The sequence below is a fragment of the Aeromonas sp. QDB39 genome, assembly GCF_027707585.1.
GTDB classification, from domain to species: domain Bacteria; phylum Pseudomonadota; class Gammaproteobacteria; order Enterobacterales; family Aeromonadaceae; genus Aeromonas; species Aeromonas hydrophila.
In genome coordinates this window covers 100,939-126,590 of the sequence record NZ_JAPCIV010000006.1, presented here as the reverse complement: position 1 = coordinate 126,590, position 25,652 = coordinate 100,939, and the positions used below count along the sequence as shown (strand labels likewise).

At 64.9% G+C, this 25,652-nt stretch carries 23 protein-coding genes; 8 read left to right on the top strand and 15 right to left on the bottom strand.

Annotated features, from left to right (window positions below; all coding sequences use genetic code 11):
- Window positions 1-53 precede the first annotated feature (53 nt).
- Both PG899_RS05330 and PG899_RS05325 read left to right on the top strand, forming a co-directional pair.
- Window positions 54-551, top strand: a complete 498-nt coding sequence (locus PG899_RS05330; RefSeq protein ID WP_190283891.1) for a GNAT family N-acetyltransferase — start codon at window positions 54-56, stop codon at window positions 549-551.
- Window positions 552-689: 138 nt separating this feature from the next.
- Complete coding sequence (locus tag PG899_RS05325) at window positions 690-1,259, top strand: RBBP9/YdeN family alpha/beta hydrolase (protein ID WP_106553173.1); 570 nt, start codon at window positions 690-692, stop codon at window positions 1,257-1,259.
- Between the two features lie 44 nt (window positions 1,260-1,303).
- Here PG899_RS05325 and nqrE read toward each other — a convergent pair whose 3' ends face one another.
- The 6 genes from nqrE to PG899_RS05295 all read right to left on the bottom strand — a co-directional run bounded on the left by nqrE (window position 1,304) and on the right by PG899_RS05295 (window position 6,973).
- Window positions 1,304-1,903, bottom strand: a complete 600-nt coding sequence (gene nqrE / locus PG899_RS05320) for an NADH:ubiquinone reductase (Na(+)-transporting) subunit E (RefSeq protein WP_011707038.1) — start codon at window positions 1,901-1,903, stop codon at window positions 1,304-1,306.
- Window positions 1,904-2,057: 154 nt separating this feature from the next.
- A complete protein-coding gene (locus PG899_RS05315) occupies window positions 2,058-2,501 on the bottom strand; it encodes a hypothetical protein (protein WP_232105284.1) in 444 nt (147 codons plus the stop codon).
- A gap of 185 nt (window positions 2,502-2,686) precedes the next feature.
- Window positions 2,687-3,190, bottom strand: a complete 504-nt coding sequence (locus PG899_RS05310) for a GNAT family N-acetyltransferase (protein ID WP_190283890.1) — start codon at window positions 3,188-3,190, stop codon at window positions 2,687-2,689.
- 39 nt (window positions 3,191-3,229) lie between these two features.
- A complete protein-coding gene (locus PG899_RS05305) occupies window positions 3,230-4,411 on the bottom strand; it encodes a MerR family transcriptional regulator (RefSeq protein ID WP_190283889.1) in 1,182 nt (393 codons plus the stop codon).
- 149 nt (window positions 4,412-4,560) lie between these two features.
- Window positions 4,561-6,291, bottom strand: coding sequence for a single-stranded-DNA-specific exonuclease RecJ (gene recJ / locus PG899_RS05300; RefSeq protein WP_190283888.1), 1,731 nt, complete (start codon window positions 6,289-6,291; stop codon window positions 4,561-4,563).
- The gene (locus PG899_RS05295; RefSeq protein WP_190283887.1) at window positions 6,257-6,973 is read right to left on the bottom strand and encodes a disulfide isomerase DsbC N-terminal domain-containing protein; all 717 of its coding nucleotides are present in this window, start codon (window positions 6,971-6,973) and stop codon (window positions 6,257-6,259) included. Before PG899_RS05295 ends, recJ begins: the two co-directional genes overlap by 35 nt.
- A 260-nt stretch (window positions 6,974-7,233) precedes the next feature.
- On the opposite strand from PG899_RS05295, the gene mscL reads away from it, so the two are divergent.
- The gene (mscL, locus tag PG899_RS05290) at window positions 7,234-7,641 is read left to right on the top strand and encodes a large-conductance mechanosensitive channel protein MscL (RefSeq protein WP_017409264.1); all 408 of its coding nucleotides are present in this window, start codon (window positions 7,234-7,236) and stop codon (window positions 7,639-7,641) included.
- A 59-nt stretch (window positions 7,642-7,700) separates the two neighbouring features.
- Here mscL and xerD read toward each other — a convergent pair whose 3' ends face one another.
- Window positions 7,701-8,600 (bottom strand): site-specific tyrosine recombinase XerD, encoded by a 900-nt coding sequence (xerD, locus tag PG899_RS05285; protein ID WP_011707046.1) that lies wholly within the window; start codon window positions 8,598-8,600, stop codon window positions 7,701-7,703.
- Between the two features lie 187 nt (window positions 8,601-8,787).
- On the opposite strand from xerD, the gene fldB reads away from it, so the two are divergent.
- From fldB to PG899_RS05265, 4 genes are all read left to right on the top strand, one after another.
- On the top strand, window positions 8,788-9,306 hold the full coding sequence (fldB, locus tag PG899_RS05280) for a flavodoxin FldB (RefSeq protein WP_016351694.1): 519 nt from the start codon (window positions 8,788-8,790) through the stop codon (window positions 9,304-9,306).
- A gap of 444 nt (window positions 9,307-9,750) precedes the next feature.
- Complete coding sequence (locus PG899_RS05275) at window positions 9,751-11,151, top strand: TldD/PmbA family protein (protein WP_190283886.1); 1,401 nt, start codon at window positions 9,751-9,753, stop codon at window positions 11,149-11,151.
- A complete protein-coding gene (locus PG899_RS05270; protein ID WP_190283885.1) occupies window positions 11,151-12,491 on the top strand; it encodes a TldD/PmbA family protein in 1,341 nt (446 codons plus the stop codon). Before PG899_RS05275 ends, PG899_RS05270 begins: the two co-directional genes overlap by 1 nt.
- A gap of 175 nt (window positions 12,492-12,666) precedes the next feature.
- Window positions 12,667-13,059 (top strand): VOC family protein, encoded by a 393-nt coding sequence (locus PG899_RS05265; RefSeq protein WP_043159829.1) that lies wholly within the window; start codon window positions 12,667-12,669, stop codon window positions 13,057-13,059.
- A gap of 75 nt (window positions 13,060-13,134) precedes the next feature.
- Here the strand turns inward: PG899_RS05265 and PG899_RS05260 are convergent, their stop codons facing one another.
- From PG899_RS05260 to PG899_RS05240, 5 genes are all read right to left on the bottom strand, one after another.
- Window positions 13,135-14,061, bottom strand: a complete 927-nt coding sequence (locus PG899_RS05260) for a L,D-transpeptidase family protein (RefSeq protein ID WP_011707051.1) — start codon at window positions 14,059-14,061, stop codon at window positions 13,135-13,137.
- Window positions 14,062-14,339: 278 nt separating this feature from the next.
- Entirely contained in the window at window positions 14,340-15,623 is a 1,284-nt protein-coding gene (locus PG899_RS05255; RefSeq protein WP_190283884.1) for a glycosyltransferase, read from the bottom strand.
- Window positions 15,623-16,498: a TauD/TfdA dioxygenase family protein gene (locus tag PG899_RS05250; protein ID WP_190283883.1), complete on the bottom strand. Its 876-nt coding sequence runs from the start codon at window positions 16,496-16,498 to the stop codon at window positions 15,623-15,625. Before PG899_RS05250 ends, PG899_RS05255 begins: the two co-directional genes overlap by 1 nt.
- Window positions 16,499-16,508: 10 nt before the next feature.
- Complete coding sequence (locus tag PG899_RS05245; RefSeq protein ID WP_068982126.1) at window positions 16,509-17,483, bottom strand: L-tyrosine/L-tryptophan isonitrile synthase family protein; 975 nt, start codon at window positions 17,481-17,483, stop codon at window positions 16,509-16,511.
- A 566-nt stretch (window positions 17,484-18,049) separates the two neighbouring features.
- Entirely contained in the window at window positions 18,050-18,886 is an 837-nt protein-coding gene (locus tag PG899_RS05240) for a patatin-like phospholipase family protein (protein ID WP_190283882.1), read from the bottom strand.
- 140 nt (window positions 18,887-19,026) lie between these two features.
- Here PG899_RS05240 and PG899_RS05235 point away from each other — a divergent pair, with 140 nt between their 5' ends.
- A complete protein-coding gene (locus PG899_RS05235; protein WP_162275760.1) occupies window positions 19,027-20,388 on the top strand; it encodes an endonuclease/exonuclease/phosphatase family protein in 1,362 nt (453 codons plus the stop codon).
- A gap of 56 nt (window positions 20,389-20,444) precedes the next feature.
- Here the strand turns inward: PG899_RS05235 and PG899_RS05230 are convergent, their stop codons facing one another.
- From PG899_RS05230 to dsrO, 3 genes are read right to left on the bottom strand one after another with little or no spacing between them, the layout of a single operon-like run.
- Entirely contained in the window at window positions 20,445-23,552 is a 3,108-nt protein-coding gene (locus PG899_RS05230) for a tetrathionate reductase subunit A (protein WP_190283881.1), read from the bottom strand.
- Window positions 23,552-24,658 carry an NrfD/PsrC family molybdoenzyme membrane anchor subunit gene (gene nrfD, locus PG899_RS05225; RefSeq protein WP_270697153.1) on the bottom strand — a complete coding sequence of 369 codons (1,107 nt, stop codon included), beginning with the start codon at window positions 24,656-24,658 and terminating at the stop codon, window positions 23,552-23,554. The genes PG899_RS05230 and nrfD overlap by 1 nt, the downstream gene beginning before the upstream one ends.
- Window positions 24,648-25,436 (bottom strand): sulfate reduction electron transfer complex DsrMKJOP subunit DsrO, encoded by a 789-nt coding sequence (dsrO, locus tag PG899_RS05220; RefSeq protein WP_190283879.1) that lies wholly within the window; start codon window positions 25,434-25,436, stop codon window positions 24,648-24,650. Before dsrO ends, nrfD begins: the two co-directional genes overlap by 11 nt.
- Window positions 25,437-25,652 lie beyond the last annotated feature (216 nt).

The window sequence follows — 25,652 nt, the reverse complement described above, 5'->3', positions numbered from 1 at the left end:
CTTCGCCGCCGGGTTAACGTGAGCCTCCCTTCCCCCCTTGAGTGATCTGCAGGATGCCGACACCGCTTATCCGCTTGCTGCCCATGAGCGAGCAGCACTACCCCGCCTATTGCGCCTGCTTCATCGAGGAGTACGCGCAGGATCTCGCCAGCAACCAGGGCCACGATCTCGCCACCGCCCGCCACAAGGCCGAGGCCTCCCTGCAGCGCTATCTGCCGCAAGGGGTAGCCAGTGCCGGCCACCGCCTGCTCTGCATCCTGCCCGCAGAGGAAGCGGTTGCCCCCGCCGAGGAGGAGCCAATGGGTTATCTCTGGCACGCCATCGACAGCGACGGCGCCGCCACCTTTATCTATGACTTCTATGTCGCACCGGCCCACCGCAGCCGGGGGATCGGCAAGGCCGCCATGACACTGCTGGAAGCCGAGCTCAAGCGCAGCGGCATCCGCCAGATCACCCTGCGGGTCGCCCACGACAACCCGCGCGCCCTGGCCCTCTACCAGGAGGCGGGCTTCGCCATCACCGGCTACAACATGGTCAAACGGCTGGGTTGAACGCCTTGTCCCGCCCTTGTACTACCCGGACAGGGGCGTGCCACCATCCGGCTGGCGCTGGTATGATGAGGCCGCCCCGGCCTGCGTCGCTGCGCACGCCCTGTTTGTTCCCTGTCGCCCCGTTTCAGGATCCTGCTTATGTCACACACCCGCGTCTTCATCGTGCACGGCTATACCGCCTCCCCCCACTCCCATTGGTTCCCCTGGCTCAAGGCGCAGCTCGAAGCCCGCGATATCCGGGTCGAGGTGCTGGCCATGCCTGATCCCCACCATCCGCAACCCGCCGCCTGGGACGCCGCCATGGACAGCCTGGTGCGGGATCACGATGAACGGACCTTTTTGCTGGGCCACAGCCTCGGCTGCATCACCATCTTGCGCCAGCTGAGCCGCCTGCCTGCCTCCCGCCGGGTGGGCGGGATCCTGCTGGTATCCGGCTTCGATCAGCCGCTGCACACCCTGCCTGAGCTGGATCCCTTCATGGTCCAGGGTTACGAGCCGGCCCACATCATGGCGCTGGCGCCCCGGCGGGTCGTGGTCGCCTCCCGCGACGATGCCATCGTGCCCTATCGCTACTGCCAGCACCTGAGCGAACAGCTGGCCGCGCCGCTCTACAGCCTGGAGCATGGCGGCCACTTCCTCGATCGGGACGGTTTTCTGGAGCTGCCGCTGGTACACGACCGGCTGCTGGGGATGATCGAGGACCAATAGATGGCAAAACGGCCACTTGCGTGGCCGTTGCAACACTCAGCTGGCTAGAGCGAGATGCCGGAAAAAGACATGAAGCCCAGCGACATCAGCCCGGCCACGATGAAGGTGATGCCGATACCCCGCAGTCCCTCTGGCACATCCGAATACTTCATCTTCTGGCGCAGACCGGCGATGGCGACGATGGCCAGCAGCCAGCCCAGCCCTGAGCCCGCCCCGTACACCACGGATTCGATGAAGTCGTAATCCCGCTGGGCCATGAACATCACCCCGCCGAAGATGGCGCAATGCACCGTCAGCAGCGGCAGATAGATGCCGAGCGCGTGATAGAGCGCCGGGAAATGTTTGTCGAGCACCATCTCCATCACCTGTACCAGCGCCGCCAGCACCCCGATATAGACGATGAAATCGAGAAAGCTCAGATCAAACTCGCCGAGGAAGGTACTCTCGGGACGCAGGATATGACGGTAGATCAGGTTGTTGAGGGGAATGGCGATCACCATGACCACCAGCACCGTCATGCCAAGGCCGAAGGCGGTGTTGATGTTCTTGGAAACGGCCAGGAAGGTGCACATGCCAAGGAAGAAGGCCAGCGCCAGGTTTTCGACAAAAATCGAGTGAATAAACAGGTTTACATAATAATCCATCGGGTCGGCTCACAACGTGTACGGGGTGGGAGCCGCCTTCGTGCTCGCCGGCGGGCAGGCAGGAAGACGGTGCAAGGAGGGCACCGGACCGCACGGGCATGCCTTCGCGGCTGACATCAATCAGCGAGGGAGCAAGCCTTGGGCGGACTGGCGCTCAGCAAGCAGCCAGGTACGAGTCGCTGTGGCAGAAACGAAATTGCAGGTGATGGCAGCTCAAGCGCCACCGGTGCAGATAACCGAAGTAGTCGCTCAGTTGCCTGAGGTAGATGAGGGGCAGGAAGAACAGCAGGCCGCAGAGCAGGCCGAGGATATCGTGCTGGAACCAGGCCAGCAGCACCTGATAGAGCTCGGCTTGAGCGGCCCCTTCCAGCCGTCGACCCTGCTCGAAGCTGAGCCGCCACTGGCCGCCCGGAGGCAGGCTGACGCTGTTGACCAGCCCGGGATCGGCTGGCTCATGCAACTGCATCGAGGCTCCCTGGCCGACCGCAGCCTGACGTACGGCGGCACCGACCTCTGCCGCGGCGAAGGCGGCAAGCCACAGAAGGCAGGCGATGGCGAGCGCCATCGGCCAGGTCGAGCGTCGGCCAGCGGGTGACAAGCGGGGAGTCCCTTCTTTAAAAGAGGATTCAGCGAGGCCGAATATATCACAATTCATCTTTTTATTGAATTTGAAACCCTGCAAACACTCACGAATCGATACTAAAAACCCTCGTTATCAATAAAGCCGGCAATTAAAAACCACAATGAGCGCAAGGAGCACCCTCTTTGCCCTCACGGTGCCCCTCACTCCTGCACAAAGGCCGGGTGGTAGCACACTTCGCCACGGGGCATGGCGGCGCCGAACGAGCGGGCCATGAAGTACTCCACCGGCACGCCGGACAGTGTCAGCCCCGGCTCGGACACGAAGCCGAAACGGCCGTAGAAACCGGGATCCCCCAGCACCACGCAGCCGGCCGCCCCCATCCCCTTGAGCTCGGCCAGACCCACCTCCATCAGCCGTGACCCCAGCCCCTTGCCTTGCAGCGCAGGAGAGACCGAAATAGGGCCAAGACCATACCAGTGCGGGCTGCCATCACTGATGGTCACCGGCGAGAAGCAGAGGTGGCCGACCACCTGCCCCTCCAGCTCCGCCACCAGCGACAGGCTGAGTGCCCCGGCCTGGCGCAAGGCCCGCACGATCCGCTGTTCGTTGTGATCGGTATGGGGGGCCTTGAGGAACGCGGCCACGGTCACCGCTTCAATGGCGTCGTGATCGGCGCCCGTTTCGGGCCGAATGATGATGTTCATAGGTTTTCTCCGTTTGCTCTCTTGCAATGGATGGGCTGATCAGACTGCCTGCAGGCAGCAGATCACATAGCCGTAGCTGCCCAGGTATTGGCGGTGGATGGCCACTTCCCGGCTCAAATCCTGCCAGGCGGGGCTATCCCCCAGCGTGGCACTGTGGCGTGCCAGATTGCGCTCGATGGGGTCCAGATAGTTGTGCCAGGCCCTTTGCGGCAACGGGGTGTGCCACAGACAGCGATAACCCGCCTCTTGCACCGTCTTCAGCAAACCCGCCAGCGTCTGCATGGCGGGATAATCCCGTTGCCAGAACGCCAGTGCCTCCTCTGGCGGCGTGTCCGTCAGCCACACCAGGTCGCTCAGCACCAGGCAGGCAGCAGGACCGGCAAAGTACGGCCGCCATGCTTGCAAGGCGTTGGCCACCCCTATGGTGTAGGCGCTCCCCTCGGCCCAGATGAGATCGGCGGGGGCAAGTTCCATGGGCAAGTCCGCCATATTGGCACACAGGGTGGTGACCTGATTCAGCCCCGCCGCACTGGCGCTGCGGGCCACGGCGGCCAGCGCCTCCTCGTCCAGATCGATGGCTACTATGGTGGCGTCCGTCACCTGTGCCAGCGCCAGGGTGGCGGCGCCGCGCCCGCAGCCCATGTCGAAGATCCGGCGAGGCTGGCTGGGTAGCGCGGCAAACTGCTGCTGGGTGAAGAGGCTATCGCCCGGCCCCCAATAGCTCATGCCATCCAGCAGCAGCTTGAAATCCCGGATGTAGCGCTCATGTTCGTTCATGTCTTTGCTCAGCCACTGCAGGTGGTAACGCTCTTTTTCACTGAATCCCTGCTTCATCACCCAGGCAAAGTAGGCCTGCGGGGCTTGATGCTGCAGTTGCCGCTGCCAGGCCTTGAACTCGTCGCCGGAGTGCGCACGCAAACCGGCGAGATCCGCCAGCAGATCCCGGGCGCGCTGCATCTGCGCCAGCTCTTCATCCAGCTCCCTGACCCGGGCCTGCAGCGTTGCCTGTTCCAGTTCGCCCGCCAGACAGGCGAGGCACTGCTTGAGGCTGAGCCCGCCGGCCTGCAGGGCCTGCACCATCAGCAACCGCTGCAGATCTTCATCGTCGTAGTGGCGATAGCCATTGGCGGCTCTCGTGCCCGCAATCACCCCCAGCTTCTCGTAATAGAGCAGGGTGGAGCGGGCCAGGCCGCAGCGCCGGGCCAGTTCGGATATTTTCATGACAACCACTCGCGGAGGGGTCTGTGACCCGATGCAGGAAAGCTTAAACTGTGAAGCAATAGACGGGTCAACGGCAAAATCCGGGTTCACACAATAAAAAACGGCCACCCTGAGGTGGCCGTCATCGGCAGCAAGACAAACTCGCGGGATCAGAGGCCAGCGGCTTCCAGATGCTCCACCAGCAGTTGCACGCTGCGGTTGCCGCGCCACTCGTTGACGTCGAGCCGATAGACCAGCCGCACCCGCTTCACCGAGGCATCGGGCCAGCGCTGCAAGTCGACGCCAAAGGCGATGGCATCCACCGCGTGGCCGGAATCCGTAGTCAGCATCATCTTGAGGTGCTTCTCCCCCACCAGCCGCTGCTGCACCAGCACGAATTCGCCGTCAAACAGCGGCTCGGGGAAGGCCTGCCCCCAGGGGCCGGAGGCGCGGATCAGCTCCGCCAGCTCCAGACTCAGTTCATCGGGCAGCAGCTCGCCATCGGTGAGCAGCACCCCGGTCAACAGCTCAGGCGTCACCAGCTCACTGATCACCGCCTCGAAGGCCCGACTGAAGGCTTCGATGTTGGCCTTGGGCAGGGTCAGCCCGGCCGCCATGGCGTGGCCGCCAAACTTGCCCATCAGACCGGGGTGGCGGGTGTCGAGCAGTTCCAGCGCATCGCGCAGGTGCACCCCGGGGATGGAGCGCCCGGAGCCCTTGAGCTCGGTCTCGCTGCTCTCGGCAAAGGCGATGACCGGGCGGTAGTACTTCTCCTTCACCTTGGAGGCCACCAGCCCCACCACCCCCTGATGCCACTCGTCCCGGTGCAACACTATGCCCGACGGCACCTCGCCATCGCGAAAACGGATCTGCTCCAAAGTGGCGAGCGCCTCCTGCTGCATCCCCTGCTCGATCTCCTTGCGCTCCTGGTTGAGGCTGTCCATCTCGGATGCGAGCTGGCGCGCCAGGTTGATGTCGTCGCTCAGCAGGCAGGCGACCCCGAGCGACATGTCGTCGAGCCGGCCCACTGCGTTGAGGCGCGGCCCCAGCGCAAAGCCGAGATCGGCGGCGCACAGGCGACGACCGTCGCGACCCGACACGTCTACCAGCGCCTGGATGCCGGGGCGGCAACGGCCGGCCCGGATCCGCTGCAAGCCCTGATGGACCAGGATGCGGTTGTTGCCATCGAGCGCCACCACGTCGGCGACGGTGCCGAGTGCCACCAGATCCAGGTAATCCGCCACGTTGGGCGCGCGCAGCCCCTGCCGCTCATACCAGCCGCTCTGGCGCAGATGGGTGTTGAGGGCCGCCATCAGATAGAAGGCAACCCCGACCCCGGCCAGCGACTTGGAGGGGAAGTCGCAGCCATGCTGGTTGGGGTTCACTATCGCGTCGGCGTCAGGCAGCTCCTGGCCCGGCAAATGGTGATCGGTAACCAGTACCTGCATGCCGGCCGCCTTGGCCGCCGCCACCCCGGCGATGCTGGAGATGCCGTTGTCCACCGTGATCAGGAATTCGGCGCCGCGGGCCACCGCCAGCTCGACGATCTCGGGGGTGAGGCCATAACCGAACTCGAAGCGGTTGGGCACCAGAAAATCGATGTGGCGACCGCCCATGGCGCGCAGCGCCAGCACGCACAGCGCCGAGCTGGTGGCGCCGTCGCAGTCAAAATCACCGACGATGAGAATGCGTTTTTGCGCCGTCAGCGCCTCGGCCAGCAGCGGCACCGCCTGCGCCATGCCGAACAGACGCTGGGGCGGCAGCAGCTGGCTGGCGCTGCGCTCGAGCAGAGCGGGATCTTCGACCCCGCGGCTGGCGAAGATTTGACGAAGCAGCGGGTGCAGGGTGGCGGGCAGATGGGAATCATTAACTCGCGGACGACGACGGATTTGCAGGGGCATTGATGTGATCCAGTATCTTGAGCAGTTGTTCAGGGCTCTGATAACCGCGCACCAGGTCGCCATTTGGCAGGACCCAGCTCGGCAGTGCCTTGATCCCGAGCCACTGGCTCAGGCCGATATGATGGGCAAGGATCTCATTACAGCCGGTCTCAGGCAAACGATCACTGAGATCCAGTGCATCGAACTGCCGGGGATCGCACCAGCGCGCCTGCGCCTCGGTCAGATCGGCAAAGGTGCCGAGCACCGGCAGCAGCTGCACGCTGACCCCTCTCGCCTGCAGGACCGGCAGCTCTGCCAGGGTAGTACGACAGCTGCTGCAGGCGAGATCGGTGAACAGGGTGACGCGATGGCGCTCCTGCTCGGCCCGCAGCTGTACCCGCCGCTCGCCAATCTGGGCCAGGGCCAGCTGCCGCTGCTGACGCAGCCCCAGCATGGTGAGGTTTTTCATGTCGTGGGCCAGATCCAGCATGGTGCCCTGCAGCACATAGTCGCCCCTGGCATCGGTATAGAGCAGCCCCTGGGCGGTGCCCAGCATGTAGAGACCGGGCATGGGGGTCTCGTCCACCAGATAGACCTGTACCCCGAGCCGTTGCTCTATGGTCTGCTTCAACAGTTGGGGATCCATCCCCGCGCTGGCGGCAAAAGAGCCCAGCAGCATCATTCCCAGCAGTAAATACTTCACTCTTTTACTCACTTGGCATGAACGAATGGACTCACAAGGTAACTCAGTGAATATTCTCTCCTCAACCGCTTAATTACCGATTGATTAATAGCAAGGGCCGCAAAAAAATCCCGATCTGACAGGTTGCCAATCGGGCAAAGGCCCAGCAAGCTAACCGGGACGACAGGAAACACGACGGTCATCCTCTGTTTTCCTGAAGCTTTAATTATTCAAATACCGGTGCGGCGCTGGCCGTACCCTGCCCATTTTTGGAGGGGAAAATGAGTCTGATTCAAGAGTTCAAGGCCTTTGCGTCCAGAGGCAACGTGATCGACATGGCGGTCGGTATCATCATTGGTGCCGCCTTCGGCAAGATAGTCTCCTCCTTCGTTGGAGACGTGATCATGCCGCCCATCGGCCTGATCCTGGGGGGCGTGGACTTCAGCGACCTCGCCGTGACCCTGAAGGCCGCCGAGGGGAGCACCCCGGCCGTGGTTATCGCCTACGGCAAGTTCATCCAGACCATCATCGACTTCCTGATCATCTCCTTCGCCATCTTCATGGGGCTGAAGGCCATCAACACCCTCAAGCGCAAGCAGGAAGAGGAAGCGGCCCCGGCCGGCCCGACCAAGGATCAGGAGCTGCTGACCGAGATCCGCGATCTGCTCAAATCCCAACAGGGAAAATAAGCGCCAGCTCCTGTCGTGTATTCGAAAAAAACCGCCTTCTGGCGGTTTTTTGTTGCCGGTCAGGCGCGCGGATGGTGCTGGCCGTGCAGCGCCTTGAGCCGTTCGTTGGCCACGTGGGTGTAGATCTGGGTGGTAGAGAGATCCGCGTGGCCCAGCAGCATCTGCACCACCCGCAGATCGGCGCCATGGTTGAGCAGATGGGTGGCGAAGGCGTGGCGCAGGGTGTGGGGGGATAGCTCGCCCTGGATGCCGGCGCGCTGGGCATAGAGCTTGATGCGGTGCCAGAAGGTCTGACGGGTCATCATGCGCGCCTGCTTGGAGGGGAACACCACGTCCGAGCTGGTGCCGCCCAGCAGCAGGGTGCGCGCCTCCCGGTAGTAGCGCTCCAGCCAGTGCACCGCCTCCTCCCCCATGGGCACCAGCCGCTCCTTGTTGCCCTTGCCTACCACCCGCACCAGCCCCTGGCGCAGGCTGACATGCTCGGCGGTCAGCCCCACCAGCTCGGAGACCCGCAGCCCGGTGGCGTAGAGCAGCTCGAGCATCGCCTTGTCCCGCAGCTCCAGCGGCTCGTCCACCAGCGGCGCTTGCAGCAGCGCCTCCACCTCGGCTTCGCTGAGATCCGATGGCAACTTCTTGGGCAGCTTGGGCCCCTCCAGCAGCACGGTGGGGTCGTCGCTGCGCAGCTTCTCCCGGTTGAGGTACTGGTAGAAACGGCGCAGGGCCGACAGGAAGCGGGCCGTGCTGCTGGCCGCGAACTGCTGGTCCACCCGCCAGGCGAGATAGTGCTGGATGTCATCCAGCCCCGCCAGCAGCAGGGAGCCGCCCTGCTCGTCGAGCCAGAGGGCAAATTTTTCCAGATCGGTGCGATAGGAGCTGACCGTGTTGTCGGAGAGGCCCCGCTCCAGCCAGAGGGCGTCCAGAAACGGCTCGATCAGGGGATGGGATTCAGACTTGCTCATGGTGCGCCGCGCTCAGGGGAAACATGGCCCATTGTAACGTGCCGACCCACCGCCGCCGCAAGTTGCCGTTGTCCATCGCCCGCCAGGCGGTGAAGCGCGCCGGGCAATCTGCTAGACTGACGCCCTCCCCCGGGCGCCACCCTGCGGTTGCCCGCTCCCATTGCCGACTGCGATCAAGAGAAGAGCGATGAAGATAGGTTTGTTTTACGGCTCTACCACCTGCTACACCGAGATGGCCGCCGAGAAGATCCGCGCCCTCATTGGCCCCGAGCTGGTCGATCTCCACAACATCAAGGATGTGCCCCTCACCCTCATGCAGGAGTACGACATCCTGATCCTGGGCATCTCCACCTGGGACTTCGGCGAGCTGCAGGAAGACTGGGAATCCCGCTGGGAAGACATTCAGGATGTCGAGCTGGAAGGCCGCATCATCGCCCTGTTCGGCATGGGCGATCAGCTGGGTTACGGCGAATGGTATCAGGATGCCCTCGGCCTGCTGCACGATCAGCTGGTCCCCAAGGGCGTCAAGCTGGTGGGCTACTGGCCCAACGAGGGGTACGAGTTCGATGCCTCCAAGGCGCTGATCGACGATGGTCGTCACTTCGTCGGCCTGGCGCTCGACGACGCCAATCAGTACGACCAGACCGAATCCCGCATCGAGCAGTGGGTCGACCAGATCCTGGGGGAAATTCACGAGCTGCTCTGATCTTGCCGGTTTGACCATGGCCGTCATCTTGCGTCGGCTAGGTTCTCGACGACGCCAGCCAATAGGACCAGACCGACCCCGCATCGAGCAGTGGGTTGACCAGATCCTGAGCGAGATCCACGAGCTGCTGTGAGCCAGCAGCCACGCAGGGTTGCCTGATACCAGTGGCGATGGCCCCCGGCCATCGCCCTCTCCCCGCATGGCATGACGAAAAAGACCTGGAAAGGCCCCCTTGAACAAACGTCAACGGCGACGCCTCCCTGACTACCGGCGGCCGGGTTTCGGGCTGCCGGGCGCATAAATCGCTCCGATTTTCTCAATCGGTATCATCGCATGACGCTATAGCGACTTTTTTGTGCTGGTCTGCAACAATGGAAACGGTACCCCATAACAATCACAGCCGGGTATCGGAAGCAAACGGACAGACCAGAATAAGGAAATTCTATGACCCCATTCTCCCTGTTGGCCCCCGCCATCGCCCGCGACGTGCTCGATCACGCGCTGGCGCTGGGTGCCGACTTCGCCGAGCTGTTTGTGGAGCGCAAGCGCCGCAGCCAGCTCAGCCTGCTCTCCAGCCAGATAGAAAACATCAGCGGCGGCCTCGATTTCGGCATCGGCGTGCGCCTGTGCTACGGCCACAAGGTGCTCTACGGCTACACCAACCTGGCCAGCCGCGATGAGCTCTTGCGCATCGTCAGCCTGCTGGCGGCCAAGGACCGGCGTGACCCCGTGGTGACCGCCACCGCCTTCGACTTCAGTCGCCTGAGCGATCGCAACCCGGTGGCCTTGCCGCTGTCGGCCGACAAGCTGCTGGAACAGAAGATCGCCTACCTGCACGCCATGGATGCCGCGGCCCGCGCCGAGAGCACCAAGGTGAGCCAGTTTGCCGGCAACGTGCTGGGCTGGGAGCAGGAGGTGGAGATCTTCAACAGCGAAGGGGTGCAGGTGAGCGATCGCCGCCACTACAACCGCATCATGGCCCAGACCATCGCCGCCCTGGGCAGCGAACAGAGCGTAGGTTACGAAGCCCCCGGCGCCATGATGGGCTGGGAACACGCCGCCGGCGTGGATCCCCGCGAGCTGGCCCTCACCGCCACCCGTCAGGCGCTGGTGAAGCTGGGCGCCGCCCCCTGCCCGAGCGGCAAGCTGCCGGTCATCATGGAGAGCGGCTTTGGCGGCGTCATCTTCCACGAGGCATGCGGCCACCTGCTGGAGACCACCTCGGTGGCCAAGAAGGCCTCGGTGTTCCACGACAAGATGGGCCAGCTCATCGCCAATCCGGCGGTCAGCGCGGTGGACGAGGGGCTGCAGGGCAACGCCTGGGGTTCCATCAACGTCGATGACGAGGGAATGGCGACCCAGCACACCCAGCTCATCAAGGATGGCGTGCTCACCGGCTTCCTGGTGGACCGGATGGGGGCCCTGCGCACCGGCTACGCCCGTACCGGTTCCGGGCGGCGCGAATCCTACAAGTTCGCGCCGGCCTCGCGCATGCGCAACACCTACATAGAGCCGGGCCATCACAGCCTGGACGAGATGCTGGCGACCGTGGAGCACGGCATCTATGCCAAACGGATGGGCGGTGGCTCGGTGCAGCCCGGCACCGGCGAGTTCAACTTCAACGTGCAGGAGGCCTACCTCATCGAGGGGGGCAAGATCACCCGGCCGCTCAAGTCGGCCACCCTGATCGGCACCGGCCCGCAGGTATTGAAGGAGATCTCCATGGTGGGGCACGATCTGGCCCTCTCCGCTGGCATGTGCGGCTCGGTCTCCGGCTCCATTCCCGCCTCGGTCGGCCAGCCGCCGCTCAAGGTCGACAATATCCTGGTCGGAGGGAACGCCTGATGAGCCAACTCGACATGAACCAACTGCTTGCCCGCCTGCTGGACCAGGTCGCCGATCTCGGTGCCGAGGCCGACATCATCGCCAACCAGGACAAGGCCTTCTCCCTCAAGGCCGACAAGGGCGAGCTCAGCGAATACAAGGTCACCAGCAGCCAGCAGATCGGCATTCGGCTGATAAAAGAGGGCCGGGTCGGCATCGCCTATTCGGAATCCCTCGACGAGTCTGCACTGGCCACCATGCTGCAGGATGCGCTGGATGCCAGCCGCTTCGCCAAGGTGGACCCGGATCAGACCATCGCCGTGCAGCAGAGCCGGCTCACCACCGACTGCGCCGAGATCAATCAGCCCGACACCACCCCCGTAGAGGAGAAGATTGCCCTGGCCCTGCGCCTCGAGTCGGACATGCTGGCGCTGCCGGACGTGACCGGCGCCCCCTACAACAGCTTCTTCGAGGGAGAGGGTCGGCTGTGGCTCGCCAACAGCCAGGGCAGCCTCTGCCAGCATCAGGCATTCAGCGTCGGCTGCTACAGCTCTGCCCTCATCGAGCGCGACGGCCGTCAGTCCATGTTCTCCCAGGGGCAATATGAGCGCCGCTTCGATGCACTGGACAGCCAGACCCTCATCCGCCAGATCCACGCCGTGGCCGACGGCCTGCTGGCGGGAGAAGCGGTGCCGAGCGGCCACTACAGCGCCATCTTCGACACCAATGCCCTGGCCAGCCTGTTCGGCTGCTTCCAGGCAGCGCTGTCGGGCAAGTGGGCCCAGCAGGGGATCAACCCTTGGCGCGACAAGCTGGGCCAGTCGGTGGCCTCCCGCTGGCTCACCCTGGAAAGCCGGGCCTATATGCCGGGCGGCATGCACATCAAGGCCTTCGATGGCGAAGGTGCCCCCACCCGGGATCTGCTGCTGATCGGCGAAGGGGAGCTCAAAACCCTGCTGCACAACAGCGCCACCGCCCACCACTTCGGCCTGGCCAGCAACGGCTCGGCGGCACGCAGCGCCCGCAGTGCGCTGGACGTCAGCCCGCGCCACCTGGTGTTCGGGCTCGGCCCCCACAGCGAGGCCGAGGCGCAAGGCGGCGAGTACCTGGAGCTGGTCAAGCTGGACGGCCTGCACTCCGGCGCCGATGCGGTGAGCGGCGACTTCTCGTTCGGCGCCTCCGGCTTCCTGTGCCGGGACGGCGTGCGGGTGGCGCCGGTGCGCGGCATCACGGTGGCGGGCAACTTCTATCGCCTGCTAGGTGAGCTGGAAGCGGTCGCCAACGTGCTGCACCACGACGATGGCAAGAGCTTCTATGCGCCTCTCATTCGCTTCGGCGGACTGAGCATTGCAGGCAAGTAACTGTATATCGAGGGAAAAAACCTCCAGCTCCCCACCCGAAAGCGGCGCCATCAGGCGCCGCTTTTTTAGCTCTGGCGCCCCTCATGGGCCGCTCCTAACCTCTAGGAAGCTGCCTGCGAGCTGCCGCGAGAGGCCGTCAGCAAGGAACAGAGCCGCCGGTCGCATCGGCCGGAACATGCTGGAGATCACCAAGATGGACAATACCCTGGTCTGGGCCGACATTCCGACACGGGATCTGGATCGCGCCATGGCCTTCTACTCGGCCCTGCTCGACGTGCCGGTCACGCCGATACAGGAAGAGATCCGCTTCGCCATGCTGCGCCACGATGGCAACAACGCGGCGGCCTGTCTCGGCCCCATGGACAAGTACCACCAGCCGGGGCACACGGGCCCCCTCATCTACCTCGCCCTTGGCAAGCGCCTGCAGGAGGCCGAACAGCTGGTGCCCAGCATCGGCGGACGGGTGCTCGAGCCCCTGCACAGCATCGGCAGCGGCCATGGCTCCCGGGTCATCATCGAAGATACCGAGGGCAACTGGCTGGCCCTCTACGCGCCTCCCGCCAGCTGATGACCGGTGGCAGAGCCAGAAACAACAACGGCGACCTCATGGTCGCCGTTGTGCATTAGCCAGTCTTCCCGGTCATCAGACCTGCGGGTTGAGACGGGTCGGCATGCCGGTACGCTGTTCCAGCACCTGCTTGACCACATTGGAATCGCTGTCCATGTGGGCGATGAAGCGGGTGGTGGCCTGGGTCATGGGCAGCGGCACGGAGGCGGTGGAGTTGAACTCCTCCTCGTTGCGTGACAGCGGCTCGTGCACTTCCATGTAGCGACCACCATCCGGCTCGACCGTGGTCTTGACCGGCTGGTTGACGAACTGGACGCGAGTACCGACCGGCACGTTGTCGAACAGATACTTGATGTCGTCGGCGCGCAGACGCACGCAACCGCTGCTCACCCGCAGACCGATGCCGAAGGTGGCGTTGGTGCCGTGAATGGCGTACAGGTTGCCGATGTAGAGCGCGTGCAGGCCCATGGGGTTGTCCGGACCGGCCGGCCAGACTGCCGGCAGGGTCTTGCCCTGGGCGGCGTAGCGGCGACGGATGTTTTCAGTCGGGGTCCAGGTCGGGTTGGCGCGCTTGCGCTCCACCTTGGTGATCCAGTTCTCCGGGGTGTTTACCCCCAGCTGGCCGATACCGATGGGCAGCACCTGCACCACGTTCTTGCCTTTCGGGTAGTAGTAGAGACGCATCTCCGCCACGTTGATGACGATCCCTTCGCGAGGAGCGTTCGGCAGGATCAGCTGATGGGGGATGACCAGTTTGCTGCCCGCCTTGGGCAGGTAGGGGTCGACACCCGGGTTGGCTTCCATGATGTTGGTCAGACCCAACTGGAAGTCGGAGGCGATCTGCTCCAGCGGACGGTTGTCCGCGGGTACCACGTACTCCTGGTTCTCACCGATCAGACGGCTGTTGGCTGCAGGCAGCTGGTATTCAACGGCGGCGGCCTGCTGGCTGACCAGCGCCAGAGTACATAAAAGAGCCGAAGCGGCAGTGCGAAGGGGATTCATAAAATTCCTGTGTGGTTTCCTGTACCAAGTTGGCCGACGGCCATTTCATCCTCGGTCTGGCCCGTGACGAGTCACCTTGCGTCCGAGGTCGATTACCGAGCGCGCATTCTTTCCTGAGTCGGCCAAAAATTCAACGTCGGGATCGCTCTTTTTGCATGAAAAAGCGCATCCGGCGCCGCTGACGCCGCCTCTTGTCACCCTGGCCACCCTAGCAGCCACAAACTGAGCGCAAGCTGAACAACAGGGAGGCCATCGAGCCCCCCTGTTTCATCACGGGATCACCCTTGCCCGCCGAGCAGCTCCTTCACCGCCCCGGCGATGGCGGCGCGGGCATCGAGCGCAGCCATCTCGTCGGCCAGCAGCCGGGCCCTGGCCCGATAGCGCGGCTCGTGCACCAGCTTGCGCACCACCGCTGCCACCGCGTCCGCCGTCGGCTCGTTGCTGTGCAGATTGATGCCGGCGCCGCTCCACGCCACCCGGGTGGCCACCTCCGCCTTGTCCTCCCCGGTGCCCGCCACCACCAGCGGCACCCCGTGGGCCAGCGCGGCCTGCACCGAGCCATAACCGCCGTTGGTCACCAGCACGGCGGCGCGGGGCAGCGCCAGCTCGAATGGAACGTGTTCGGTGACGATGGCATTGGCCGGGACGGCGGCGCCCAGCCGCGCCGGATCCCGCCCGCCGGTGGTCAGCAGCAGTTGCAGCTCGTCGCCGGCCAGCCCCTGCATGGCCGGCAGCAGCAACTGCCCCAGATCCACGTTGGCCAGGGTGCCCTGGCTGACGATGACCAGCGGCCGCTCATCGAGCCGCTCCCACCAGGGCGGCGGCGTCAGCTCAATCCGGGGTGGCAGCAGCGGGCCGACATAGCGGATCAGCCCCTCCAGCTCCGGCCGCTCGTATTCAAAGCCGGCGCAGGAGAGCTGCAAAAAGGCATCGGGGGCCGTCACCATCACGTCGGTGAAGGGAGCCGTCAGCGGCGGCGCCCCCGCCTCGGCCAGCGCGGCATCGAAGCTCTGCTGAACCTCCCTTTGCAGTTGCCGGGTCGGCTCATCGAGCCAGGGCAGCTCACCAAGGGAGCGGCGCAGCTCGGGAGGAATGCGCGGGCCGTAGAAGATGGCGTCCGGACTCGAGAAGGAGACCGGGTTCACCCCCAGCATCAGGATGGGAAGGCGCCGCCCGTCCCCCTGCTGCAACAGCGGCAGCACCCCGTAGAAGCCGTTTTCCACCAGCAGCAGATCCACCCCCTCTGCCGCGATCAGCGCCCGCAGATGGCTATCGTGCTGCGCCATGGGGGCGGCGAAGAAGCGCTTGAGCGCCAGCGCCATCTGGGCGGTACCGCTCAGGCTGGCCCGCTCGGGAAAATGCCGCTCCAGCGCCCGGTAGTCAAAGTCCACCTCGGGGGCGAAGGGCACGAATTCGGCGCCGGCTGCGCGGATGCGCTGCTCGAACAGGGCGCCGCACAGCATCAGCACTCGATGCCCCTCCTCCACCAGCAGACGGGCCGCCGCCAGCATGGGATTGACGTGGCCCGGGGTGGCGGTGGCCGCCAGCAAAATGGTCGCCATCACGCCGCCCCTTGCGGCGCCAGCGCCGGGTTGAGACAGACCGGGCTGGCCTGGATGTGGACCCGCTGGATGTGGCGGGCCGAGCGGGCGGTGAACCCCTCGCGGCCGTGCAGCAGGCCGAGGTTGTCGGCGATCACCACGTCTCCCCCTTGCCACTGGTGGGCATAGAAGTAGCGCGGATCGTAGAGCCGCTGGTGCAGATCCTGCAGGAAGGCGGCCTGTTCGCCGGGTGCCACCCCTTCAATCTCGAGGGCATGCTGATTGAGAAAACGTACCCCCTCGCGCGGCGGCTCGTTGTAGCGCAGTACCGTCTCGCCGCTCACCGGGTGGGGCACCAGCAGCGGCGAGCTCACCTGGCCGCCGTAGTGCACCACCTGCTTGATGCGATAGGTGATGTGCACCCGCTCCCAGCGGGCCAGCCGCTCGCCGTCGAGCTCGGTGAGCAGCTGGCGGGTATTGATGAAGGTGGTGCGCCCCCCTTCGTCCGCCGCCGGGGCGTGCACGCAGTGAAACAGCTGGAACTCGGGCAGGGTCGGCTTGTACATGCCGTCCCAGTGCAGCGGCACATAGCTGGAGTCGAAGATGTGGTCGGTGGCGTTCTCGTGCTCCTTCACGTCCAGCACGGCGCCGAACGGCCACATCATGATCTCGCCCCACTCCTCGCCGTAGCGGGTCAGCCGCTCGGGATCGGTGAAGCCGGACTCGAACCCGCGCAGGATCAGCACGCCGTGGCGGCGGGCCAGTTCGCGCAGCGCCTCGATAGCCAGGCTCTGCACCGGCTGGGCGCTGCGGGCCGGTTCAATCAACAGGCCGAACGGGGCCTGTGGCAGGATGCGGCAGCGCTCGCCGCCGAGGGTAACGATGGATGCAGTCATGGGAAACTCCTCAGGCGGCGGCCTGCTTGCCGTTGATCAGGTAGTGGCTCGGACGGCCGTGGATATGGACCAGCTCATGCTCCATCGCCAGCACGTCGCGCCGCTTCATCAGCACGAACTGGCCATCCAGGTTGGCCGCCACCCCGTGCCAGGGGGTGAGCCAGTCATCCCGGGTCGGCAGCATGTGGATGCCCATCTTCAGGCTGTGGCTCGCCTGGGGGTGGATGGAGAGACGGATCGCCTCGGGGAAGCGCTCCGCCAGCAGGTTGCCCCAGGCACGGCTGCGCTGGATCACCGCATGGGTGCGCGCCTTGGCATCCCGCTGCAGCGCCGTGTTGGAGAGCGGGGTGTCCGGCAGTTGACTGTCTTCATAGAGGAAGCGGGTCATGGCGCGATAGAGGCGAATGCCCTCCTCGGTGCTTCTCACCTCTTCCGTGATCTGTGCCAGCGGCTCGGCATAGCGCTCGACCAGTTGCTCGCGCAGGGTGTCGAAGTCGCGGCTGGCGCAAAACTCGGCCATGCCCGCCACCATCCCTAAGTGGAAGACCCCGAGGTGGGTCGCCCCCAGCTCCAGGATCAGCTGCTCGATGTGAGCCTGATAGGCGTCGATGGCCGGGTCCGCCACCCGGATGAGGTCACCGAACACGTGGCCATCCGAGCAGATGAGGATCCGCATGCCGGGCGCGTAGTGCAGCTGGATGCGCTGGCAGAGGTGGTTGAGAAAGCTGAGGGAGAGCCGCTCCGCCATGTCCGGCAGGGTGCCCAGCACCTTGTTCGGATTGGGTGACTTGGTGGGGAAGGCGGGCAGCACGCAGGTGATGGCCTCGCCCCGCTCGATGAAGGCCTGCAGACGGGGGATCTGGATGGCGGCCACCTCGGCTTCCTCCTGCTGCCGATCCAGAATGGGATCGGGGAAGCGGCGGCGATAAGGCAACAGCTCGGCAAATATATTTTGGGCAATATGATGGGAAGATAAACCACTCATTATTCCGGCTCCTTTGGCAGGATTAAAATCAATAAAGATGACTCTTTATCAATGCGTCCAGTCTCTGTCGTTATTATTTTTGTATCCGTTTGCTACCCAAACGAATCGAGAGGGGACAGTAGCCGAGATGAAGTCAGGCTATCAATTCGCCATTGATGTAAACAGATTCAACCCGCAGCGAATAATCTATTTCGCATAAGTTAAGCTGAACTATGCATATGAATAAAAACAGATTTTATTTAAATTGATGCGTATCAAATATCACCAGTCAGAAAAGTTCCCCAACCGCTTTATTATTCAGTCACAAATTGACTCGTGAATTATTTAGCACAACTTAATAGTGATATTTTTTCATGGCGGCAATCCTGACCATTTCGCTGTAAATATCGCAAATAATTATCCAGCTACATATTAAGCAGACAAACAGAGTGCAGCCACCGCCGCGCAAGAGGGGGAATGACCGGGCGAAATGACGCGTCGCAGATCTGCTGCGCCATCGCCATGCGCTTTCATGGTGGCGACCCCGACCGGGGCCGCAATGGCTCACAGAGAGCTCCGAGCCGAGCCTAAACGCTCCCTAGATAGTCGAGGGCCGCCTGCCAGCCCATCTGGTAACCCTGCTCCAGCCGCCCCCGGTCGGTGGTCATGCGGCCGACCCGAAAACCCGCTGGCGGCACTATGACCCGGATGCGGCAATCGGCCGGCGGCTGGCGGATGAAGTCGATGGCATCGTTGTAGCTTTGATGGCGCGACAGGCTGGCGCGAGCCAGGGCCGGCGTCTCGCGCAGCAGGTAGCGATGCAGGGCGGGCAGGCGCGGCGCCCGCTTGCGATAACCCAACGGGCGGGAGAGCACCACAGTGATGTCGCGCGCCCCCTGCTCATAGGCGTGGCGCACCGGAATGGAGTCGGCCACCCCGCCGTCCGTCATGGCCTCCCCGTCGATGCGCACGAAGTCCCGGTAGACCAGCGGCACCGAGCAGGAAGCCTTGATCTGCTGCTCCAGCTCGGCGGCGTTGGCCTTGAGGTAGGCGGCCTGGCCGTCCGCTACCCGGGTGGCCACCACGGTCAGCGGCACCGGGTTGGCGGCAAAGCGTGCCAGATCGAGCCGGCATTCGCGGATGGTAATGGCCCACAGCCAGTCGAGATCAAGCCAGTGTCCGCCGCGCAAGAACTTGGCCAGGTTGATGAACTCGGGACGGCAGGAGTAGTCGGTGATGACGTTGTGGTTGCGCCCCTGCTGACCGGCCAGAAAGGCCGCCAGATTGACCGCCCCGGCCGATACCCCGATGCAGTGATCAAACGCCGTGCGGCCCTTGGCCAGAAACGCATCCAGCACCCCGGCGGCGAAAATGCCGCGCATGGCGCCCCCCTCGACCACCAGGGCCGTCTGTCGCCGACTCATCTCGCCTCCCCGTTTTGCTCTGTGAATGGTCTCACACTTTGGCCCATTCAGAGCCCGACTGTCGGCCGGGATCCCTATAATGGGCACGCCTTCGCTCCCCATGAGCAAGGTATAACTTATTGATGCTACGGAATATTACAATGAAAAATATCAGCAAATCCCTACTGGCCGCTGCCATTTCCCTCGGATTGATGGCAGGCTGTAACAGCCAAAATGACTCCGAGACCCCGACTCCCATGGTTCGCTTCGCTACCTTCAACCTCTCCTTCGATCGCACCGCCGCCGGCATGCTGGCCGGTGAACTGGCCCTCAGTCGCACCGAGCAGGATGCCCTGCTGGCGCGCCTCGCCGACGGCACCTTGAGCGGCGCCGAGAAGACCAAGGCCCTCGACGTGCAGCAGATCCGCAACATCGCCGAAATCATCCAGCGCACCCGGCCGGATGTGTTCCTGCTCAACGAATTCGACAATGACGGCAAGGGCAGCGACACCACGGACCTCAAAGCCTTCAACGACAACTACCTGGCCCACGCCCAGCACGACGAGGTGAAGGCCATCAGCTACCCGGTGCTGCAGAACTTCGCCACCAACACCGGTCTGATGAGCGGCCATGACCTCAACCTGGACGGCAAGGTCAACAACGGGCCGGACGACGCCTGGGGTTTTGGCAACTACCACGGCCAGTACGCCTTCGCCGTGATGTCCCAGTACCCCATCGATACCAAGCAGATCCGCACCTTCCAGAAATTCAAGTGGAAGGACATGCCGGGCGAAGTGAACCCGGTCATCGACGACTGCAACAATGCCAAGGCGCCGATCCCGGCCGGCCGCCAGTGCGGCGATGCCTGGTATGACGACGCAGCCTGGCAAGCCTTCCCGCTCTCGTCCAAGAACCACGCCGACGTGCCGGTGCGCATCAAGCGCGGCAACAAGGAGGAGGTGATCCACTTCCTCATCTCCCACCCGACTCCGCCCATCTTCGGCAACGCGGCGCGCCACAACGTCAAGCACAACCGGGCCGAAGTCGCCTTCTGGCAGGACTATGTGGAGACCGCCAGCTACATGGTGGATGACGCCGGCAAGGCCGGTGGCCTGCCCGCGGGTGCCAAGTTCGTCATCGCTGGCGATCTCAACGCCGATCCCCAGATTGGCGATGGGGATCTCACCGCCATTCAGGATCTGCACAACCATGCGCTGGTCAATCAGTCCGTCACCAACGGCGCCCTGATCCCGGTCAGCCAGGGCGGCCCCGAGTGCCTCGCCAGCCAGCCGGATCAGTGCAAGCGCAACAACAACCGTCCCACCCCGGAGCGCATCACCAGCAGCAGCGGCCTGCAGCTCGACCACGTGCTGCCCTCCGCCAACCTGAACGCGGTCGCCTCCGGCGTGTTCTGGCCGGCCAGCTTCGAGCCGGGCTACCACCTGGTGTATGACGCCAAGCTGGGCATCGCCAAAGGCGTCAGCTCGGATCACCGCCTGGTGTGGGTCGACTTCAAACTGTGACAGTGACGCAGAGCAGACAAGCAACGGGGCCCGCAGGCCCCGTTTTCATTGGGTCGTCATACCAGCTTCTCCACCCGGGCCGGCAGCCCCTGACGGGCCGACGAGCCGATGGCCCAGTCCACCAGGGGGTAGCGGCCATGGCGGCTGGGATCCAATACCGCCAGATCGTTGAGATTGACTCCGGCCCCGCGCAGCGGATTGGCGAGCACTTTCTGGCCGTCTATCCAGTGTTCCCGCGCCCCCAGCTCCTTGTGGCCGAAACCGTGCTCGATGGCGATGGCATCGGCCTGCACCCCGGCCACGCACTCGGCCACCCCGATCACGCTGCCATCCGGGGTGCTGACCCGCACCCTGTCCCCACTCTCTATTCCCAGCTGCGCCGCCGTCTGCGCATTGAGCCGCACCCGGTTGCTGGGGTTCACCTGGCGCAGACGATCCGAGCCGATGCTCATGGAGCTCATGGTGTGAGATTTGTAACTGGTAAGCAGCAGCGGCCACTGGGCCGGCTTGAACGCCTCATTGAGCGGCGTGCCGTCCGCCAGCTGGGGGCGGAAGAAGCGCGGGGTGCCGCTCAAGAACTGGCCGCTCTGGCTGTGACGGCAGCTGCCCACCTCGGGGTTCCACACCATCAGCGGCTTGGGCCAGCGCTTGCTCGGTTGACCTGCTGCGTCGCGCCCCTTGGCCGCCGGCTCGAAGCGCCCGCCGCGGGCAAAGAGATAGGCGGCGCGGCCCGCCTCCTCCGCACTCAGGGTGGCATTCAGCACCGGCAGGATCCGTTCCACCCCGGACCAGGCGAGATCCTCAAGCCCGATAGGAGGCACCGGCTCGCCGAGATAGGCGACGTTGGCCGCCCCGTAGAGGGAGAAGTCCGCCGCCCGGTTCAAGCCGTGCAGCTTGCCGTCCGCCCCTTTGAGCGCCCCCTCGCCAAAGCCCGGCAGCCCCAGCCGTTTGGCCACCGCGATAAAGAAGGACTCCATGCAGACCGGATCACCCTCGGCGGTCTTGGCGACACGGGGCTCCACGATGGGCCAGCGGCCGGTGGAGACCTTGGTCAGCACCCCGTGCCAGGCGGTGGCCCACCCCCAGGATTCGTAGGTCAAGGTGTCCGGCACCAGGTAGTCAGACAGCGCCGACGACTCGTTGATGAAGCTGTCGATGCTGACCACAAGTGGCAGCACGGCAGGGTCCTTGAGCTGCTCGCCTATGGCCTTGGCGAGCCCGGCCTGGCCGTAGAGGGGGTTGCCCATGTGATTGATCCAGGCCTTGAGCCGGTAGGGGTAGCCGTTCACCGCCGCAGTCAGGTGTTCGCCGAGCAATGGGCCCGAGATCGGGAACCAGGGTTCTTGCGCCGGATAGGGGTTCTGGCCGGCCTCGCGCTTGCGCCGATACTCAGAGGTCTTCTCGTAGGGGAACTTGGAGCGCGACAGGAAGACCCCGGCGGGCTTGACCATGCCGGGGAAGCTCGCCAGATCGTAGCGCGGCCCCGCCCCGAAGGGATCGAACTTGCCGCCACTCGCCACGGCGCCGCCCCGGGCATTGAGGTTCCCAATCATGACGTTGAGCATCATGATGGCCCAGGCCGAGTAGAAGCCGTTGGCGCTCATGGTGCCGCCATGGGAGACCACCGCCGCCCGGGTACCGTGGCTGGTGAATTCCCGCGCCAGCGCCTCGATATCGCTCACTGGCACAGCGCACTCGGCGCTGTATTGCGCGAGGGAGTGCTCCCGGCACGCCTCGGCCAGCAGCTGGAAGCTGCTCTTGACCGCGAACTCCCCCTTGGGGCCCTGAATGGGGCGATCCACCCAGAGGTTGGCCCGCTCACACTGGCCGGCGGGTCTCGGCTCGCCGCTGCTCGCCTCCTCTACCAGCATGGCGTCCCCCTCCCCATAGGCTTCCCCCTCAAAGGGCAAGCCGAGATCGCTGGCCCGCAGCATCTGGCCGAAGCGCGGGTGGGACTCGTCGCAGAGCACCAGATGGCTGGCGTTGCAAAAACCGCGATAACCGGCCCGCTCGGCCGCCTCGGCATTGGGTGCTGTCAGGAAGGGCTCGGCGTAGTGTTGGTTGTCGATGATCCAGCGCAGCATGGCCATGGCCAGCGCCGAGTCGGTGGCGGGGCGGATGGGCAGCCAGCGGTTGGCAGGGGCAGACGGCATGTTCACCGTGTTGGGCAGGCTGGGGGCCACCACCACGTAGGAGAACGGCTTGCCCGGTCGCGCCCGGTTCGCCGCCAGCTGGCGAGACTGGCGCTTGAAGGGGTTGCCCGATTGCTGGGGCGAAGTGCCCATGAACAGCAGGAAGTCGCTCTCGTCCCAGTCCGGCTTGAGGTGGGCGTTCCTCTCCAGATCGTCCAGCAGGGCGCCGGCCCCGACCCGGAACGACAGGCCGCAGTAAGCGCCGTGGTTGGCGAAGTTGCGGGTGCCGAAGCTGTTGAAGGTGAAGCGCTTGATAAAGTGATCCCGCCCCTCGTCCGAGGCGTTACTCACCAGCAGCTGGTTGGCCCTGGGGCCGTACTCCGGGTTGGCCGGGTCGAGCGGCTCGGCGAGGTTGCGAATGGCCCGCAGCCCATCGACCTGGCCCTCGCCAAACAGATCGCCCCCCTCCACCACCTCGGCCACCAGCTGCTCGAAGGGGATGCTCTGCCAGCGGCCGCTGCCACGGGGCCCCACCCGCTTGAGACAACGGGTGACTCGCTGCGGGCTGTCGAGCTGCTCGAGCATGGCGTTGCCCCGGGCGCAGGCGGTGGAGCGCCCGTCCAGCCCCCCTTCCTGGTAGCCGCTGGTAGCGAGCAGCGCCTGCTTGACCGGGGTCTTGAAGTCGATGTGATGGCGGGCGGAGAGGGGGTGATAGGGGTTGCCCAGGATCCGCACTATCTGGTCGCGCTCGTTGTCGATACGGGCCCGCACTCCGCACAGGGTCCAGCAGCCGAGGCACATGGTGTTGGCAACCCGCTGGGCCGGGTTGGGGTGCAACGCCCCCCGCTCGTCAACCCGGTACTCCACGGCCAGCGAGTTGCCATGGATGGGATCCCGGGTCGGCTGGCCCGAGCTGCCGGTGGCGAGGCCAGTCGCCACCTGCTTGAGGGTGTCGCTGTAACCGGCGACGAACAATCCGGTGCCACCGGCGATGGCGGCGCCCTTGAGAAACTTGCGTTTGCTGTGATCCATCAGAGTGCCTCGCGTGCAAAAGGAGTGGGTGCCTTGATGACGGGGGAAACAGAGGGGCACACCAGCTCCGAGAGGGCCACCAGCAGGGCCACCAGCAGACCGAAGGTGCCGAGAATGCCGAGCACACCGGCCGGGCCCCAGGCAATTTCATAGAGATAGACGCCGGCCCCGTACTTGGGTGCGAGCTGCCCCTGAATGAGCACCAGCCAGCGCAGGCCCCACACCAGGTGCAGCCCCAGCAGCGCCAGCCCCCAGAGTGACAGGCGGGCAGAGATCCTGGGCCGGATCAGCATCAGCAGACCGGCCAGCCCCAGGGTCAGCAACAGCCAGTGGGCCGCCAGCCGCCAGCTCGGGTCGAGCCGATAGAGGGCCGTGGCCTCTGCCGCCGAGGCGCCGCCAAACAGGGCCCAGCCCAGCAGGGAGAGCGCCAGCAGGCCTAACGTCCAGCCGCTCTGGCGCAGCAGGGTCGACTCTGTCTGGGCCCCCCAGCCCGTCAGCAAGCGGTTGAGCAGCAGCAGGGCACTCTGGGCCCCCAGCACGGCGCTCAGGGCCAGCAGCCAGGGCAACCAGGGGGTATGCCAGAGCGGGCGCGCCGCCACCGCCATGGTCTCGAGCCCGGTGTAGAGGGCGATGCTGAGCCCGCTCAGGGCGGCCAGCAAAGAGAGGGGCCGCAGCCAGACGTACCCCGACCAGCTTCCCAGGCAAAGCAGCCGGGCAAGGCGGGCTATCTTGTCCCCTTCTGCGCCGCGCCGGGCCAAGGCAGGCCTTAGCAGCAGCCAGCCGAGCAGCATGGAGAGCAGGCTGAACAGCGGCAGCAGATAGGCGCCATACCACATGACGGAGCCAACGCGCGTCTGGGCGTAGAAGTGCCAGGCCCGGGCCGGCTGGTGCAGATCCGCGGTCAGGGCGATGGGGGCCACCAGACCGGCCGCCACCATCAGCACCGCCGCCAGGGTCTGCAGCCGCGGGTCAGGCGTCTTGCGCCACAGCTCAAACGCGCCGAGCCAGAGGGCCCCGTAGGCGAGGCCGATGAGGAAGAAATATTGCACCGCCCAGGGCAGCCAGGTGATGGGCTGAGCCGGGGCCAGCAGTTCGTTAATGACCATGGGCTATCTCCTTGCCATCGTCGGTGAGCAGGGTGCGCAGGGCCGGGTTGCCGTCGACCTTGCTGACGAAGGCCTCGTCCATGCCGAGATAAAAGACCCGCGGCTGGGTATTGGCCTCGGGCTTGAGCACCTTGAGCGCCGGCTCGTGTTCGCGCAGCAGCCGGCTGATCCGGCTCTTGGGGTCGTTCAAATCGCCTATGATGCGCGCCTCGCCGACACAGCTCTCGACGCAGGCGGGCAAGAGCCCCGCCTCCAGCCGATGGGCGCAGAAGGTGCACTTGTCGGCGGTGTTGGTCTCGTGGTTGATGAAGCGGGCGTCATAGGGGCAGGCCTGCACGCAGTAGCCGCAGCCGACGCACCAGTCGTTGTTGACCACGACGATGCCGTCGTCGCGCTGGAAGGTGGCGCCGGTGGGGCAGACATCGAGGCAGGCGGGCTCGGCGCAGTGGTTGCACAACCTCGGCAGCATCAAGAGGGAGGCGGGAGCCGCGAGGGCGGCCACGTCGCTCACCTCGTACTGGCTCACCGTGGTGCGAAACTGGCCGAGGGGAGGCTGATTTTCGATGGTGCAGGCCACGGTGCAGGCCTGACAGCCGACGCAGCGGCGCAGGTCGATCAGCATGCCGTAACGCTTGCGCCCGTCCCCCCGGCTGATGGCCGCCCGCCCGTTGCGGGGAGCGGGAATGGACTGCGCCTGAACCTGGGTGACGGGGATCAGGGCCGCCCCTGCGGTGAGGGCGGCGATCCCGGATAACAATCGGCGCTTGCTGGGCTCCATGGCGTCTTTCCTTCTGCTGAGCTGGCTTGAAAGGGGTTGAGCCGATTGTCCTCAACGCAGGAAGTCGCCTCTATTGTGGTTTTCCACATACCGGGAGCCGGGTTGATCCAGCGCAATAAAAAATGCCCCAGCCCTGCTGAACTGTGACCGGGACGGCGTTTGCTGCCCCTCCCGGCCCCGTTCGCGTGCAAGCGCGCGTCCCGGTGATAGACTGCC